We start from the raw sequence: 17,653 nt of genomic DNA on the forward strand, positions 1-17,653 counted from the left end.
TCCTGCAGCTATTCTTTTAAGTGATATGGCAATGTAGCAATGACAATATCCTTTTTCAGAATCAAAAAGAAACGCAAGAAAATGGCTGTCTGGTTATGCAACAGCGCATGCCACCATTTTTTCACAATGAATTGCGGCATTAAAATTGTAATAGGAGCTCCCATTGTCTCTTTTTCCAGTTGGCTAATATAGTCGAGCATCGGTGAAAGAATCGTCCGATATGGTGAATAAATGACCTTTAATTCAATATTTGGATAAAATCTCTCCCATTTCGCGCGCAGCTTTTGCTCCTCTTCCTCATGAAAGACAATGGAGATAGCGGTAATATCCCCAGAAATACTTCTCGCATATTGAATTGACTGGGCTACCAGTTTACTCACTCCTGAAATCGGAATGACCACTTTTGGTTTCATCACCTTTTCTCGGCTCTCCCATTCTTGCTCGTCAAGCTTTAACTGTTCGCCCAACTTATCGTAGTGAGAACGAATTCGGTAAAACATCATGACGAGAAGCGGAATAGACAAGATCACAAGCCATGCTCCTTGCGTGAACTTAGCCACAATCGTAATAATCGTTACCAATCCTGTTGCAATCATACCCGCCATCGTCATAGCTAATGTAGTAGCACGCTTCTTATCCTTCCATAATTTTTTCACCATTCCTCCCTGCCCGATCGTAAAGGAGAGGAAAACCCCAACAGCGTAAAGTGGAATGAGTGAATGAGTTTCTCCCTGGAACAAGATGATTAAAAGAATCGCTAATACGCTAAGCAAAATAATACCGTTTGAAAACACTAGACGATCTCCGCGTGCTGCTAAGCTTCTTGGCAAAAATCGATCATTTGCAATAATGGATGCCAGCTGCGGAAACCCAGCAAAGCTTGTATTCGCCGCCAAAACTAAAATAAGCATCGTAATCAGCTGAAATAAATAAAAGAATAGGCTGTTGCCAAACACATGATGACCGATCTGTGAAATAACGGTTTTATGCTCTACAGGTGTTACCCCAAAGCCTGTAGCTAAAATCGTTATCCCTAAAAACATCGTCCCCAATAAAACAGACATCCATCCCATCGTAAGCGCCGCATTTTTGGAGCAATCCGGCTTAAAGGAGGGAACGCCGTTACTAATGGCCTCTACTCCTGTCATAGCTGAACATCCGGATGCAAACGCTCGAAACAAAATAAACATGCTATATCCAGATGTAAAGAAATGTTCAAAAGAAGCATGCTCTTTATGATTAAATCCGTTCCACCCTTCATGCCAAAGCTGCCATCCGCCAACAGCTATTAACACAAGTACAGAAATAATAAACAAATACGTCGGATACGCAAAGACAGTGGCGGATTCTGTAATGCCGCGAAGATTTAAAATCATAAGCAATAGTACAAGAAGTACGGCGATTTCGACTTTCCAAGAAAGCAAAGCGGGAAAAGCCGATGTAAGCGCCGCAACACCAGAGCTAATGCTAACAGCCACCGTAAGAACGTAATCAATCATGAGCGCTGCACCAGCGACCAAGCTTGTCGTCGTGCCCAAATGATCCCGCGCCACCACATAGGCGCCCCCGCCTGAAGGGAAGGCATAAATAATTTGCCGATAAGATAGTGTGACAAGCAAAAGCAGCACTATAATCGCTAACGCAATCGGCAACGAATAGAAAAACACGCTCGTTCCTAACAACATCAGCACAAGCAAAATTTCCTCTGTTGCATACGCAACCGATGATAGAGCATCAGATGAGAATACAGCCAACGCTTTCCATTTCGGCAATTTCTCATGCTTCAGCCGCTTCGTCTCCATCGGCGAACCAATTAATAAACGTTTTAATGACGCCATTATTTCTACTCCTTTTAACGATCGGTTTCTCATGAACTTTTTATGCTTACACATAGAATTTCCAAAAGCGCAAAAAACCGTCAAGGATGTCCTTAACGGTTGCACAGCGCGCTCCACATCCCTCCCAAAACGCTTACGAGGTTAGCTGTCGGGTTGGGACTATGAGAGTAGCCCCTCCTATTTAAGGATTCACCCCAAGTAACAAAATGGTTACAATATTGGTTCCCCCGCTCCATAACGGATTCAGCGATTCATGCATGTATCTATGAATTATAGGTGTTATCTTACTCTCTTCGATTTTTATTGTAAAGAAGCAAAAAGAAGAGATTTGGAAGGAATAACCGTATTTTATTGTCGTTTTACTTTTATTTTTGCTGTTTTCTCACGCTTGCTTTGATTTTTAACGTTTTTTATCCAATCATAATTCTCCCCTTTGGATAACGAAACGGATCGGGCTTGCGATGCAACGTAACAGCATAAGCAATCGTCAACGGACCTACACGGCCGGCGAACATCGTTAACATAATCAACACCTTTCCGATCGGAGACAGCTGCGGGGTCAATCCCATCGACAAACCAACCGTACCAAACGCTGATGTGGCCTCAAATAAAATCATTAAAAAATCTTTGCCGGGCTCTGTAATCGTTAACAGCATTGTAATTACTATGACGATAAATAAACCGCTTAATGTCACGGTCAATGCCTTATAAATCGTGTCATAAACAATCCGTTTCTTAAAGAAAGTAACATCTTCTTTTCCCTTAATTTGCGACCAAACCGCCCCTAAAAGGGTTACAAAAGTTGTGGTCTTAATTCCTCCACCTGTCGACCCTGGCGATGCCCCGACAAACATAAGGAAAATAATGAGAAACAGCGTAGGCTGCGTTAAATCCGGAATGTTTAATGTGTTCGCTCCAGCAGTTCGCGGTGTTACGGCTTGAAAAAGGGATGCCAAAAATTTCCCCAACGGGGACAACGGTTGCAATGTTTTGGAGTTATGAAACTCCAATAAAAAAATAAACAGCGTACCGAACACAACAAGCAGGCCGCTCGTTATCAAAACTAATTTGGTATGCAGCGAAAAGCGGCGCGTTTGTCGGTATTCATATATTTCGTTCATAACGATAAACCCGATTCCGCCAAGCGTAATTAATGCACATACGACAAGAGTGACAACAGGGTCCTCGACGTATCCTGTCAGGCTGCGAAATTCGCCCATTAAATCAAATCCAGCATTATTAAAGTTGGAAATGGCATGAAACATTCCAAAATAAAACGCCTTTGCTAGAGGCATATCGAAGGCAAAGCGAATCGTCAACAGCAGCCCCCCAATCAATTCGATGACTACTGTAAACACCAATATCCGTTTGACAAGCCGGACGATTCCCTCAATTGACAAGTTATTTAATGCTTCTTGAAGCAGAAGCCGCTCTTTTAATGAGATGCGTTTGCCGATTAAAAAAGCAAAAAATGTGGCAAAGGTCATAAACCCTAAACCGCCAACCTGAATTAAAGCTAAAATCACCAGCTGTCCAAATAACGTAAACGTCGTTCCTGTATCCACTACGACAAGCCCTGTCACGCAGGTTGCTGATGTCGCTGTAAATAAAGCATCAATCCACGGAAGCCCCTTGCCATCGTTTGTAGCAACCGGAAGCGTTAATAGCGTTGCACCTAGCAAAATAATGAGTGCAAAACCCGCCACTAGCACTTTCGGAGGGTCAAATATATATCTTCTCATATTCATCATGTTATGCCTTCCTCCCTTAGTCACACCTATAGGCTGATACTCCTTACCCTTCATCATACATGTCAAAAATATACCAAAAAATGCATCTGTCTTGTACCATGATTTTAGCAAAGAATAACAAGGAGTGGAAAGATGAAGATCGTTTCGATTCATCAGCTTGATCCTAAATCCGTCCAACGCTTTTTCAGCGAACACCGGGGCAGCTCAACCATGGTCGTTTCCATAGGAATATACGAATGGAGCACACTGAATGGATTTGCTGCACTTAATCATTGCGGAGACATTGCAGGACTTCTCACATATATTATGAAAGAAGCTGTTTGTAAAATTGTTTCATTAGACAGCCGCGAAGAGGGAAAAGGAATAGGCACTGCTTTATTGACGACATTGGAAATGTTTGCTCAAAAACAAGGCTGTCGCCGTATGGAACTGATCACAACTTGCGGTTTTATCAAAACAGAGGAGATCCGATTATTCAAGTATTTCCCAATACTGTAGAAAAGGCAAGGCGCTTAAAACCAAGCAGCCCATTGAATGGATAGGATGATATTCCCATTCGCGACGAGTTTTGCTTGCCAAACTATGATAAATGCAAGATTGGCAATCCTCATTTTTAAGCATCACGATCTCCCGCGAATCCTATGTTTAGATACAACTAAAAGATGGGACATATACTCAAAAACCGAATTCCATATTCTCGATAGTTGGAGACAAATCCGTGACTTGTCTCGGTTACGCTCCAGCGCGACCCAAAATCGAACAACCAGACGCTTCCAGACACATTGATTTGTCTATAAGCCATGTTGTCTAATCCGTTGATCGCAAAAAAACAGGCAAATTTCATATTGATGTAAATATTCACATGTATAATAGTTGCTTTTTCATTTTGTTTGAGGTAAATTATTCCACAAGGGAACGACCCAACTTTTTATGCTGAACGTTTAAATGCTCTAAAAACAAAGAATATTTGCTGCTTAATGGCCATCTGCTTCGTTGTTTTAAAGAATATTCACAACTTTATGCTAGTTGACATGAGCGTTTTCCTGTATAATATAGTAGTTAGACATTTATATATAAATCTCAGCAATTGGTCATAAATGCAATTCGTGCTCCATATATTAAAAATCTAGAATGAGAGAATAAGAGAAAATAGAGGTGAATAAAAAGATGAAGGGGATCAGTAGTAGTGTTATGCGATGGTTCCAGCGCATATCCGACTCACACCTCCGCTTTTTTGCATTAGCGGTTTTATTGTTTTGGATGAAAACATATACTGCCTATCGAATGGAATTCAATCTAGGCATCAGCAACTCTATGCAACAGTGGTTGCTGTTTATAAATCCCGTCAGTTCGGCGCTTTTCTTCTTAGGTCTGTCTTTGTTGGCTAAAGGAAAGCGTTCATATATTTGGCTGATTTTGATTGATTTTGTTTTGTCGTTTATTTTATACGCCAACATTGTATACTATCGCTTTTTCAGCGACTTTATTACATTTCCGACTCTAACGCAGACGAACAATTTCAGCAGCTTAGGCGGAAGTGTATTAGAGCTGTTAAAATGGTACGATTTTATTTATTTCTTAGATACCATCATTATCGCTGCTGTTATTATTAAACAGCGCACAAAATTACAGCCTATTTTCTTAGAGCGCTATAAAAAGAACTTGCTGTTTGCTACCGCCATTTTTACGTTTGTTACCAACTTGGCGCTAGCGGAAATTGACCGTCCGCAGCTGCTAACAAGAACGTTTGACCGTAACTATATTGTCAAATATTTGGGTATGTATAACTATGTGATTTATGATGCGATTCAAAGCATGAAGTCATCGACACAACGCGCATTTGCGAATAAGAGCGATGTCACGACCGTACTGAACCATGTGCAAGCGACTTATGCAAAGCCTAATCCTGAGTATTTTGGTAAAGCAAAAGGAATGAACGTCATCTATATTCATTTAGAGTCATTCCAAAACTTCCTCATTAACTACAAATTAAATGGACAGGAAGTTACGCCGTTTTTAAATTCGTTAACACGCGACCCTAACACCATGTATTTTGATAACTTTTTCCATCAGACTGGACAAGGGAAAACGTCTGATGCTGAATTTATGCTAGAGAACTCCTTATTTGGCTTGCCACAAGGATCGGTATTTACAACAAAAGGACAAAATACGTACCAAGCAGCGCCTGCGATTTTAAGCCAGCTTGGCTATACATCTGCGGTATTCCACGGCAACTATAAAACATTTTGGAACCGCAACGAAATTTATAAATCGTTCGGATTTAGCCATTTCTTTGATGCAAGCTACTATGATATGAATGACGAAGACGTGTTAAACTATGGTTTAAAAGACAAGCCGTTCTTTAGAGAGTCCATACCGTTGTTGCAAACATTAAAAGAACCGTTCTATGTTAAATTTATTACGTTGTCCAACCACTTCCCTTATTTGATTAATGATAAGGAAGCAACGATTCAGCCTGCGACAACAGGTGATGGTTCAGTAGACCGTTATTTCCAAACGGCTCGATATTTAGATGAAGCGATCAAAGAGTTCTTCGATTATTTGAAGCAGTCTGGTTTGTATGATCGCTCGGTCATCATCTTGTATGGAGACCATTACGGCATTTCTGAAAATCACAATGAAGCCATGTCGCAAGTGATTGGTAAAGAAATTACTCCTTTTGAACATGCACAATTGCAACGAGTACCGTTATTTATCCGTGTTCCGGGAGTAAAAGGCGGCGTGATGCACCAATATGGCGGACAAATCGATTTATTGCCAACAGTGCTTCATTTATTAGGAATTGACACGAAAAATTATATTCAATTCGGTACGGATCTATTGTCGCCAGATCATCAACAAATTGTGCCATTCCGTAATGGTGATTTCGTCACTCCGACCGTTACAGCAATCAATGGAAAATATTATGAAACGCCAACAGGCGAACCGATTGAGAAAAATAAAGAGATCGAACGTGACGAACAAATTGTACGAACAAAATTAAGCCTTTCTGATAAAGTCGTCTATGAAGATCTATTGCGCTTTTATACACCGAAAGGATTTAAGCCAGTCGATCGAACAAAATACGACTACAATAATTACGAAGAAAAAAAAGAAGAAAAAATAGAGCAAAAATAAAAAGGGAGCTGTGTAAAGCTCCCTTTTTTCCATGATGTTTTATAGAAACAATGAACACGGCCTTGCTGAAAACAGACGGTTCTGTCAAAACCGAGCCCCGTTTTTTCACGATCGATAATAACTGTAGGAGGACGGCCATATAGCCTTGAATCAGCGCTTTCAGCATGAATTTTTTCATGAACGCGGCGAACAGCTGCCATTTTCACAAGCTGCGCCGTCATTTGGCGCGATCTCTTTTCGAGATGAAGACTGCTGCTCCTCCCATGCTTTTTGCAAAACTTGCACAAATATCTCTGTCGGCTGAGCTCCTGAAATCGCATACTGGCGATTCACAACAAAAAAAGGAACGGCTCTTACACCGAAGCGTTGCGCTTCTGCCTCATCACTTCTTACCTCTTCGGCATGCTGTTCTGTTTTAAGCATCTGCTTTACTTCTTCCCCCTTCAAGCCAATGGCTTCAGCAAGCTCTGCTAGCACATGATGATCACTGATCTCTCGAGAATCAGTAAAGTAGGCATAAAACAGCTTTTCAGCCATTTCGCTCATCTTCCCCTGCTTTTTCGCATATTGAGCGAGGCGATGAGCATCGAATGTGTTCAATGGCTTCATTTTCTCAAAACGAAACACTAACCCAACAGATTCTGCCTGCTTGGCCACATTGTCAGTTATTCGTTTTGCTTCTTCGGTGGAAATGCCATACTTCTCAGCCAGATGCTCCACAATCGTCATATCATCTTGTGTTTTTGCATTCGGATCTAGCTCAAAGCTGCGAAAAATAACTTCAATTTGGTCTTTATACGAAAGTTGCTCAAGTGCTTGCTCTAATCTCCGTTTTCCAATATAGCAAAACGGACAGACAAAATCTGACCATACTTCAATTTTCATTGGATCTCCTCCACATTCAATCTGTATTGTCTATTGTAGCGAATCATCCAAAATCTGTTCAACTCCTTTGTTTGTCATCAGATGCTGGCCAAGCACAAAAAGAAGAGAGTGGATCAAGCCGACTCCCTTCTTCTTTGTTTTTTGACTATTGCTTTTTCATTCCGGTATAAATCAGCACCGCATCTCGAAGAAACTCGGCTGCTCCAGCGTGTTTGCGGTTATAATAAGCAGCAAACCGTTCATCATCCACATACATTTGCGTAACTCCCACATGAGCTTCTTTCGTATAGCTTTCCCAAAAATGACTGAGCCATTGCCGATGCAGATCAGCGGCTTTTTGCGCTAAATCGCTTGCTGGATCTCCCGTCAAAAAAGCCGCATTCAACGTATCAAGCACTTCCTGTTCCAGCTTCTTCACCTCGGCATACTGTTCCTCTGTCATGTTCAGCACCTTCTGATTGGCACGGTCAATCGTTTGATCTCCATATTTTTCTCTAATTTCTTTTCCGTATTTTTGCTCATTTTCGTCGATCAATTTTTGCTTAAACGCCGCAAATTTTTCTTGATCACTCATAATTCTTCTCCCTTCCTTCGCATCTAATGTTTTCTCTACATTGGCAATTAATAAATCTAATTGCCTGCGTTTTGCCAGAAGCTGTGTACGGTGTTCTTTCAGTGCCTCCACTTCATCGAAGCTGGGAGAATAAATCATCTGCTTAATCGTCTCTAAGTCCACTTCAAGCTCGCGATAAAATAAAATCTGCTGGAGCATATCGACTTCCTTTTGCCCATAGATGCGGTAGCCAGATGAGCTGATTCTAGCGGGCTTGAGAAGCCCAATTTCATCATAATACCGCAATGTTCGTCCCGTCACTCCGGCCAGCTTCGCCAGCTGATGCACCGTATATTCCACGCTTTCACCTCCTGACATCTTCACTATAATCCTTTACGTAGCGTAAATGTAAATAGGCGATTGATAAAAATTTTTTCCATCCTAAAAAATGATGTCATAAACACCCACACAGTTGAAGGTATTTTCGTAACGAAGGCGTAAACAATGCCGCTTTCACGCATCGAAACCGCGCTATTCAGCACCAGACCACGCCAAACCATCTCGACCATATCCAATCAACTCCATTACAAGCACCAATAAATGATGATCCTCTCCTACCTTCCCTTCGTGTAGAGGTGGGAGACTTCTCGGTGCATGGTGTGTTAAAAATGATAAATTCCTGAAACAATTTTATTTATTTTTTTCCAAATAAAATGGTCAAATCCATCGTGATTTCATTCACTTCCATCCGCAACGCTTGCTGCTGCTTTTCGGCTGCAATTCCCCAAGATAAAGGGGTCATTTGAATGACCGCAGCCATCCATTCTTGAGCGATGGCTGCTTTATATGTGACACGTTCGATAGCTGTTATTCGAAAGTCATCTTGAAATCGTTGAATCGTGCGATCATTTGTATAGGCTTTTCTAGCTGTCTGTCCATAAAAATATTCTCTTATCTCTTGCAAATGCTGCTTGCCGGGAACCACCTTTATCATCGTTCCACCATTCATCAACACTCTCTGAAATTCTGCATAATTAGCCGGCGATAAAATATTCATAATAAAATGAAATTGTCGATCCCTAAATGGACAGTTAGCAATATCCGCAACGCACCAAATCAAATTCGGGTATTCTCTTGCGGCTATATAAACCCCTTCTTTAGCAAGATCGATTCCAACGCCGAGCAAGCGACTGGCCGTTTTTCTCTCTACATATTTCTTGAGATGAAATAAATGAGAGCCTTCTCCGCAGCCTGCATCCAATAGCTTAATCACTTGATCTGTATCAACTAACTCATGAATCATGTAGTCGCCAATCACCTGGTTCATCGGCGCGAAAAGGCCGGCTTGGCATAAGAGACGCCTTGCTTCAAACATTTGCTTTTCATATTTCACTTTAGGAGAGTGAGTAAATAAATTGACATATCCTACCTTTGATAAATCAAATGTATGACGATTTATGCATTCCAAGCTTTTCACATGCTGAAGCTCCATAGCTGCAGAGCAGACCGGACAACGAAAGATCGCAGAAGACGCAGCCATCAGCTGAGCTGCTAACCTTTTTTTATTTGACATCTCAATTCCTCCATCGTTTTTCCTTCACATAGTGTTCTCCAGTGATCGCCATCACTAAAAATAACCATTATCATTCCAGCATGATGCAAAATAAAAGAGACTGTCTTATCAAGACCTGACCCATCTGTGCATTTTGCTGCATAGAAAAAATGCTTTCTATCCAGAGGATGGAAGTATGGATCTAGCCTTTCAATATAAGACAGTCTCTTCCAAAATAAAAGGAAAGCGATGAAGCACGATTCAACGTGTGTAAGCCCCTTTTCGTTCGACAATCGATGTTCACATCAAATTTCCCCCTCACATTTCAGTGGCGGAATCTGAAGAGCATGTTGATCTTTTTGCTGTTTGGCTGCTTGATAACTGCCATAAAAAAGCCATCGGTATTTAGATTGCTTGCATCGATCTAACAATAAAAAGGGGGCACTTGTCTCCCCCTTTTTTATGATTGCATGATCGAGCAGCATCCATCGGCGTCTTAGCCAATGGAACACCATATAGCATCTATATGGATCTCGTTTTCCCGCAAATAGGCAGACCAATCCCATTCCCTGCACATAGGCAGAGTCTTTGAACGATATTCAATTGATGGTTCAAAGAACGGGAAATCGAAGTCTCATAAATGCTGCCAACGGAAAAAACTCCTTTTCTTACAAATCTTTATTTATTACTGTAATACAAAAGCTCCCATTCATCAAGTCATATGTGATACCTTCCAGCTACATTTCCAAAGCGCCATCTTGGGCTTGCAGCTAAAAACGTTTATTTCATCATTTGTTTGATCAATTCTCGGTTACGCTCTTTAAAGATTTCGTTATGGGATGATACCATGCCAAATTTATCAGCCTTAGGTTCGATAAATTGTTTCGCGCTATTGACTGCATTGGCGGCATCTTGAAAGGCTCCCGCAATCAAATGCAATTTCCCATCGTATTTTAAAATATCCCCCGCCGCATAAAGCCCTGGTACAGAAGATTCACTATTGGCATTGCCCGCGATGTAGTAATGATCCAGCATTTGAATATTCAGTTCACTTTTTTCCAACAAGGAGGAATCGCGCTCATAGCCATGGTTCACAATGACTTCATCAATTGCCAAATAGATGACCTCTCCTGTTTCTTGGTTGGTTAGCTCGACTCGTTCAATCCGTTCATGATCCTCACTGGCAATCAATTTCGTAATCGAGGTATGAAAATAACAAGTGGCCGAGCTGTTCAGAAGCTGCGTCACCTGCGATTCATGGCCTTTTAGCATCTCCCCCCGATACGTCAAATACACTTTTTTAGCAATCGGCACTAATTCGTTCGCCCAGTCAATAGCCGCATTGCCTCCTCCTGAAATAATGACCGTTTTATTTTTGAAGCGCTTTAACGACTTCACTGTATAGTGCAGATTAGCTACTTCAAACTTTTCCGCGCCCTCGATCTCCAATTTTTGCGGCTTTAATATCCCGCTCCCCACTGCGACAATGACCGTTTTCGAAAAATGCTGACGCCCAGAAGCGGCCTGCAATATAAACGTGCCATCTTCCATTCGTTTCATCGCTTCAATCTTTTCATTGAGAACCACGGTAGGATTAAAGGTTAATCCTTGCTTGACAAGCTGTTCAATTAATTGCTCCCCTGTGATCGGTGCATGTCCTCCCACATCCCAAATCATTTTCTCCGGGTAGACATGGAGCTTGCCTCCCAATTGTGGCTGATACTCAATCAGCTTTGTTTTCATTTCTCGCAATCCGCTATAAAATGCAGCATACAAACCCGCCGGTCCGCCGCCAATAATCGTCACATCATATAATTCATCATGATTCATCTATATTCCACCTCTCCCAGAACTCAAACACTGATTATCATTCTCAATTAAATATACATCCTTTTGACCTATTTTACAACAAATAGTGATTGACAATTGAAAAAAAATAGCTTTAAATTATATATTGAATTGATAATGATTATCGTTTTTATCCTTTTGCGGATATGTATAAAGGGGGGTAGGAGCATGGTTCGCTTATATACAAATGAATTAAGTATTGGCTACAATGAGCGCTTAATTGTTAAAAATTTAAGCATACAAATTCCCGATCAAAAAATCACAACCATTATTGGACCAAATGGATGCGGAAAATCCACACTATTAAAAGCGCTGACTCGTATTATCGCACCACAAGCTGGAACCGTGATATTAGACGGCAAGCAAATCACAAGCGAAAACACGAAGATTCTCGCAAGAAAAATGGCCATTCTTCCGCAAACTCCGGAAAGTCCGGGGGGCCTGACGGTCGGGGAATTGGTTTCTTATGGCCGCTTTCCATATCAAAAAGGTTTCGGGCGCTTGACCAAAAAAGATTACGAAGTCATTGACTGGGCGCTTGAAGTGACCGGAACAAAAGATTTCAAATTCCGATCTGTTGACGCTTTGTCTGGGGGACAGCGCCAACGCGTGTGGATTGCCATGGCGCTTGCACAGGAAACCGATATCATTTTCCTTGATGAGCCGACTACTTATCTCGATATGGCACATCAATTGGAAGTTTTAGAGCTTCTGCAAAAATTAAACGAAGAACAAAAACGAACGATTGTCATGGTTCTTCATGATTTAAATCAAGCAGCTCGTTTCGCAGATTATATTATTGCCCTTAAGGACGGGGAAATTGTCAAGGCGGGAAGCTGCGAAGAAGTCATTACGCGTGACGTGCTCAAGCAGGTCTTTCATATTGATGCCGAAATCGGGCAGGATCCTCGCACGCAGAAACCAATGTGTCTCACATATAGTCTACTTAAGGAGGAATACATCCAATGAAAAAAATCTTAATCCCGATCATGCTCCTATTTTTGCTTATTATGAGCGCTTGCAGTGGCAAGACAACCGAAACGAAAAACAGTTCGGCTTCCAAAGAAAAAGAAGCGGAAACGATTACGTACCAATCTGAAAATGGTCCAATCGAAGTTCCTGCACATCCAAAGCGCGTAGTAGTGCTCTCTTCTTTTGCGGGCCATGTCATGGCTTTAGGAGTAAATTTAGTTGGTGTTGACTCATGGTCTAAAATGAATCCTCGCTTCCAAGACAAACTAAAAGACGTAGCGGAAGTATCGGATGAAGACATCGAGAAAATCATAGAATTAAAGCCAGATCTGATTATTGGGTTATCCAATATTAAAAATATTGATAAACTAAGCAAAATCGCTCCTACTGTCACGTATACATACGGAAAAGTAGATTACCTCACACAATTTTTGGAAATCGGAAAGCTTTTAAATAAAGAAAAAGAAGCTAAAGCTTGGATCGACGACTTTAAGAAACGCGCACAAAAAGCCGGAGAAGAAATTCGGGCTAAAATTGGCGAGAATGCTACTGTTTCTGTCATCGAAAATTTTGACAAACAAATTTATGTATTTGGTAATAATTGGGGAAGAGGAACTGAGATACTGTATCAAGAAATGAAACTAAAAATGCCGAAAAAAGTAGAAGAAACAGCGTTAAAGCCAGGCTACTATGCATTATCGCTAGAGGCATTACCTCAATTTGCTGGCGACTATCTAATTATTAGCAAAAACCCAGATACTGATAACTCATTCCAAGAAACAGAAACCTATAAAAACATTCCAGCAGTCAAAAACAATCATGTATTTGAAGCAGATGCTAGAGAATTTTACTTTAACGATCCACTTACATTGGATTATCAGCTCGATTTCTTTATTAAGCATTTTTTAGGCAAATAAAAAGAGCGTTATCCGTTTCTATATCACGAGCACTCCATTAGTATATGGTAAAGCACAGACGAGGAATTCTTAAAGCAAGAATTCCTCGTCCTTTATGTACATACACACGAAAAGAGGGAACTACATGAAAGCGAACTTAAATCGTTCGATTCCATTTATATACAAGCTTATAATCGCCTTATTTGTATTGATCGCTATGTTTTCAGCTGCCATGGTCTTCGGGGCGGCAGATACTACGCTAAAAGAGGTGTGGCTCGCTCTCACCACTGATATCAAAGGAGAGCCCTTTTCGATTATTCGCGAGCTTCGCTTTCCCCGCGAGGTGGCGGCCATGTTCGTAGGAGCTGCCTTATCCACCTCTGGAGCGATTATGCAAGGAATGACGCGAAATCCCTTAGCCGATCCGGGGTTGCTTGGACTTACTGCTGGCGCCAATGCCGCATTGGCGATCACCATTGCTTTTATGCCTTCGGCTAATTATTTTAGTATGATGGTGGCCTGCTTTATCGGTGCTGCCGCCGGAGGATTCCTCGTATTCGGCATTGGCACTATCAAAAAAGGCGGTTTTTCCCCACTGCGCATTGTTTTAGCCGGTTCCGCTGTTTCTACTTTTCTATATGCGGTCGCAGAAGGAATTGGGATTTATTTTAAAATATCAAAAGATGTATCGATGTGGACCGCCGGCGGTGTGATTGGAACAACATGGGGGCAGCTTCAAGTGATCGCTCCGTTTATTTTGCTTGGTATCCTTGTTTCGCTTTTACTCTCAAAGCAGCTTACGATTTTGAGTTTAAATGAAGAAGTAGCCGTTGGGTTAGGACAAAAAATTACGCAAATTAAAGCGACTTTGTACATCGTTGTTATTTTGCTGGCTGGCGCCTCAGTCGCCCTTGTCGGCAATATGACTTTTATTGGCTTAATGGTTCCTCATATCGTTCGGGCGATCGTCGGCACGGATTATCGTTACATTATCCCCACGTCCTCTATTGTTGGAGCGACGCTTATGCTTTTAGCTGATACGCTTGGGCGCACGGTCAATGCACCATATGAAACGCCAGTGGCAGCCATTGTAGCGATGATGGGATTGCCTTTCTTCCTGTTCATCGTGCATAAAGGAGGAAAAACATTCTCATGATTCAATCGGCTTTAATCAAAAAACAGCGCATTATTATATGTATTTTACTCGCACTCATTATCTTGACAATCGTGGTTGGAATGGGAATGGGCTATGCTTCTCTCTCTTATGATCGGCTTATTCCGACTTTGTTTGGCCAAGGAACGTTTAAAGAAGAATTTATCTTATTTTCGATCCGTCTCCCTCGCATCATCATTACCTTATTAGCGGGGATGGCGTTGGCACTATCTGGGGCGATTTTACAAGGAGTAACACGAAACGATTTAGCGGATCCCGGTATTTTAGGAATTAATTCCGGCGCCGGCGTTGCTGTAGCCATTTTCTTTCTCTTTTTTCCTGTCAGTGCTGATTCCTTTGTGTATTTGATTCCGCTCCTTGCTTTTATAGGCGCTTTGTTTACAGCGGTTCTCATTTATGGGTTGTCATATAAAAAGGAGGCAGGTCTCCAACCAGTAAAACTCGTGCTCATTGGTGTCGGATGTTCAATGGCGCTTTCTGGAGTGATGATTGTCTTAATCTCATCCGCTGAACGGGCAAAAGTCGATTTTATCGCTAAATGGCTTGCCGGGAATATTTGGGGCGATGATTGGCCCTTTATTTTGGCCTTGCTTCCTTGGTTAATCACGCTCATTCCTTTTACTTTATATAAAGCTAATCGCTTGAATTTGCTTGGGTTAAGTGAACCGGTAGCCGTTGGCGTCGGCATGTCGGTTGAAAAAGAACGAATTTCTTTGCTTCTCGCAGCCGTAGCCTTGGCCGCCTCCACCGTTTCAGTGACGGGCGGAATCTCTTTCATCGGGCTGATGGCACCGCATATGGCAAAAGCGTTAGTAGGACCGAGAAACCAACTATTTATTCCTATCGCGCTGCTCCTTGGCGGATGGTTTTTATTAATCGCTGATTTGATCGGCCGAAATATCTTTGATCCCAATAGCATTCCAGCCGGGATTATGGTCTCTTTAATTGGCGCACCTTATTTTATTTACTTGCTATTAAAGAAATAAATGAATCCCCCAATTAAAGAAAATGATATAAAAATGAACAGCGATAATGGATAAAGCTTACCTTCGAATGTTTGCATTCTTTATGAATGGACGGGATCTGGCATTCATGGGGTGAAGGTTAGAACCATACCATTTACCTGATGATGCCAATAATAACACCTTGATATCCCCCGCTCCTAACTTAAGAATAAGAGAATGGCTCTCATAGAAAAGCAGCTTGTATCCGATTGGATTCAAATAATAATAAGGGCTCAGATCTTCCGATCCGAGCCCTTTTTGTCTGCCATCTCTAATGGCACTGATATTTTTATTGCCTAACATGTGAAGATGAACATTTGATGCAACCTAAGGACGAAACGATTCGTTATACGCTGTTTCTCGATACAAACCGTAGAGCTCGGCTGATGAGGGCTGGCAATACCGAAACATGCCCTTCTCCGGCAAATTCCTGAAACTCCACATATACCCCCAAATCAGCTAAAGCGGAAAGGCGTTCCGCCAGTTCTTCAGCATGAGCGTTAATTCGGCTTTTGTGGCTTCTTTCCAACTCTCCAGCCGCCAGAAGTACGTCAACGTTGAGCGCTTCTTGTTTGATGCGAGCAACAAATCGTTGTTCCGCTTCAAGCAATAGCTGTTTGCTCCAATGAATCGAAGGGCTTCCAGCAATATACGTTCTGAAAGCAGTCGGCTTCGTAAAAAGCACCTGCAGAGCAAAGAGGCCACCGAGAGAATGGCCAAAAATGGCCTGCCTCGTCCGATCAATTGGCCATTCTCGCTCTATTTCAGGCTTCAGTTCCGTTTCAATAAATTCCAAAAAAGCCGCTGCTCCTCCCATTTCCGGCCATGCGGTTCCATCTGGACGAGCAGGTAATTCGCTTTCCGGAACAGACATGGTAAAATCGTAAAAACGGGCAGGAGAAAATGGCTTTTCTGTTGGATAACCAATACCAACAATCACCGCAGGAACAACTCCTGTGCGATCAGGACGTCCTGCCTGCACGCGCATCGCTTCCACCATCGTGCCAAATACCGAATTGGCATCAAGTACATAAATCACCGGAAATCCCGAAGGAGGCGGATCCGCATAAGGTTGAGCGACAAAAATCCGATATTCACGATTCCCATAGTGAGAATACATCACACGCTGCTTCGTTCGCGGAATTGTGAACTCACTAACGCCTGCCGTATGAACAGCTGAAGAAAACAACTCACTTTTTTTAGCATCCAACCCTACTCCCTCCTTTCTTGCTCATCGAATCATCAGCCGCCTTCTACTGCTCCCCTTCTGTATTTGAATATAACCACTTCACTGCGCTTGGAAATCGTTTAATAAAAAAAGGGCGAGCATGAGGAGCCCCCTCCTCTATGACAAATTTGAGTCTCTTGTTGCTTAGCTGTTGATTCATTAATATCGCATAGGCTGCTTTTGTTCTTGAAACCATTTCTCGTTGAACATTTTGTTTTTCAATGCCCTCTATGCTTCCTACGTCCATATAAATCTTTAAATCGGAGGCAACTATATGTGACTCCATGAAATTAAGAAAACCTTCATACCAAAATGAACCTGAAAGACAGCCGATTTTGCCAAATACATGCGGATATAAATAAGCCGCATACATCGAGATGAGACCGCCAAGAGAAGCTCCGACCAGGCCTGTTTGCCGCTGACATCCATCTGTTTGATAGGAAGCATCTATATATGGTTTAAGGTCTTCGGCAAGAAAGGCGAGGTAATGTGAGCCCTTTCCGCCAAAATCGGCAAACCGTTCAGATAGCGCCTTCGCATGCCACGGTGTATATTCATCCAATCGGTTCTTTGTCTCAATCCCCACAAATAAAAGCTCCGGAAGCTCCCCGTGGGCAAACATAAGCTCAAGCTGGACTAGAGCATCACTTTGAAAGGGATCAAATAAATATCCTCCATCTTGAACATAGACAACTGGATATCGGCTAACGCCTTTTGCATAGGAGGGAGGAAGATAAATCAACAGCGTTCTCCCTCTCCAACTCTCCGTCGTCAATGTTCCTCTAATATGACTTTCCTTTAACATACGACGAAC

14 protein-coding genes and 1 riboswitch are annotated in these 17,653 nt (G+C 42.0%); of the genes, 6 read left to right on the plus strand and 8 right to left on the minus strand.

The features are described from left to right. Positions 1-8 precede the first annotated feature (8 nt). Both GFC28_RS11725 and GFC28_RS11730 read right to left on the minus strand, forming a co-directional pair. The gene (locus GFC28_RS11725; RefSeq protein WP_044742569.1) at positions 9-1,838 is read right to left on the minus strand and encodes an APC family permease; all 1,830 of its coding nucleotides are present in this window, start codon (positions 1,836-1,838) and stop codon (positions 9-11) included. Positions 1,839-1,953: 115 nt separating this feature from the next. Next, positions 1,954-2,097: riboswitch (cyclic di-AMP (ydaO/yuaA leader) on the minus strand. Positions 2,098-2,248: 151 nt separating this feature from the next. Next, positions 2,249-3,586 (minus strand): TrkH family potassium uptake protein, encoded by a 1,338-nt coding sequence (locus tag GFC28_RS11730; protein ID WP_369818781.1) that lies wholly within the window; start codon positions 3,584-3,586, stop codon positions 2,249-2,251. 135 nt (positions 3,587-3,721) lie between these two features. On the opposite strand from GFC28_RS11730, the gene GFC28_RS11735 reads away from it, so the two are divergent. Together GFC28_RS11735 and GFC28_RS11740 are read left to right on the plus strand one after the other, a co-directional pair. Continuing rightward, positions 3,722-4,087, plus strand: a complete 366-nt coding sequence (locus tag GFC28_RS11735) for a GNAT family N-acetyltransferase (protein ID WP_335340430.1) — start codon at positions 3,722-3,724, stop codon at positions 4,085-4,087. Between the two features lie 693 nt (positions 4,088-4,780). After that, positions 4,781-6,727, plus strand: coding sequence for a lipoteichoic acid synthase (locus GFC28_RS11740; protein WP_172798691.1), 1,947 nt, complete (start codon positions 4,781-4,783; stop codon positions 6,725-6,727). Positions 6,728-6,901: 174 nt separating this feature from the next. Here GFC28_RS11740 and GFC28_RS11750 read toward each other — a convergent pair whose 3' ends face one another. The 4 genes from GFC28_RS11750 to GFC28_RS11780 all read right to left on the minus strand — a co-directional run bounded on the left by GFC28_RS11750 (position 6,902) and on the right by GFC28_RS11780 (position 11,547). After that, entirely contained in the window at positions 6,902-7,612 is a 711-nt protein-coding gene (locus GFC28_RS11750; protein ID WP_044742573.1) for a DsbA family oxidoreductase, read from the minus strand. A gap of 145 nt (positions 7,613-7,757) precedes the next feature. After that, entirely contained in the window at positions 7,758-8,525 is a 768-nt protein-coding gene (locus tag GFC28_RS11755) for a MerR family transcriptional regulator (RefSeq protein ID WP_231883400.1), read from the minus strand. Between the two features lie 334 nt (positions 8,526-8,859). After that, positions 8,860-9,738, minus strand: a complete 879-nt coding sequence (locus tag GFC28_RS11765) for a putative RNA methyltransferase (RefSeq protein ID WP_044742576.1) — start codon at positions 9,736-9,738, stop codon at positions 8,860-8,862. 759 nt (positions 9,739-10,497) lie between these two features. Further along, positions 10,498-11,547: an NAD(P)/FAD-dependent oxidoreductase gene (locus GFC28_RS11780; RefSeq protein ID WP_044742578.1), complete on the minus strand. Its 1,050-nt coding sequence runs from the start codon at positions 11,545-11,547 to the stop codon at positions 10,498-10,500. Between the two features lie 186 nt (positions 11,548-11,733). On the opposite strand from GFC28_RS11780, the gene GFC28_RS11785 reads away from it, so the two are divergent. From GFC28_RS11785 to GFC28_RS11800, 4 genes are all read left to right on the plus strand, one after another. Next, a complete protein-coding gene (locus tag GFC28_RS11785; protein ID WP_044742579.1) occupies positions 11,734-12,534 on the plus strand; it encodes an ABC transporter ATP-binding protein in 801 nt (266 codons plus the stop codon). Next, positions 12,531-13,454, plus strand: coding sequence for an iron-hydroxamate ABC transporter substrate-binding protein (locus tag GFC28_RS11790; RefSeq protein ID WP_044742580.1), 924 nt, complete (start codon positions 12,531-12,533; stop codon positions 13,452-13,454). The genes GFC28_RS11785 and GFC28_RS11790 overlap by 4 nt, the downstream gene beginning before the upstream one ends. A gap of 124 nt (positions 13,455-13,578) precedes the next feature. After that, positions 13,579-14,589 carry a FecCD family ABC transporter permease gene (locus GFC28_RS11795; RefSeq protein ID WP_044742581.1) on the plus strand — a complete coding sequence of 337 codons (1,011 nt, stop codon included), beginning with the start codon at positions 13,579-13,581 and terminating at the stop codon, positions 14,587-14,589. Continuing rightward, positions 14,586-15,593, plus strand: a complete 1,008-nt coding sequence (locus GFC28_RS11800) for a FecCD family ABC transporter permease (RefSeq protein WP_044742582.1) — start codon at positions 14,586-14,588, stop codon at positions 15,591-15,593. The genes GFC28_RS11795 and GFC28_RS11800 overlap by 4 nt, the downstream gene beginning before the upstream one ends. Positions 15,594-15,957: 364 nt before the next feature. Here the strand turns inward: GFC28_RS11800 and GFC28_RS11805 are convergent, their stop codons facing one another. Together GFC28_RS11805 and GFC28_RS11810 are read right to left on the minus strand one after the other, a co-directional pair. Then, positions 15,958-16,821 (minus strand): alpha/beta hydrolase, encoded by an 864-nt coding sequence (locus tag GFC28_RS11805; protein WP_044742583.1) that lies wholly within the window; start codon positions 16,819-16,821, stop codon positions 15,958-15,960. Between the two features lie 43 nt (positions 16,822-16,864). Then, positions 16,865-17,626 carry an alpha/beta hydrolase gene (locus GFC28_RS11810; RefSeq protein WP_044742612.1) on the minus strand — a complete coding sequence of 254 codons (762 nt, stop codon included), beginning with the start codon at positions 17,624-17,626 and terminating at the stop codon, positions 16,865-16,867. Between the last annotated feature and the right edge of the window lie 27 nt (positions 17,627-17,653).

This window comes from Anoxybacillus sp. B2M1, assembly GCF_001634265.1.
In the GTDB taxonomy this organism is placed as follows: Bacteria; Bacillota; Bacilli; order Bacillales; family Anoxybacillaceae; genus Anoxybacteroides; species Anoxybacteroides rupiense.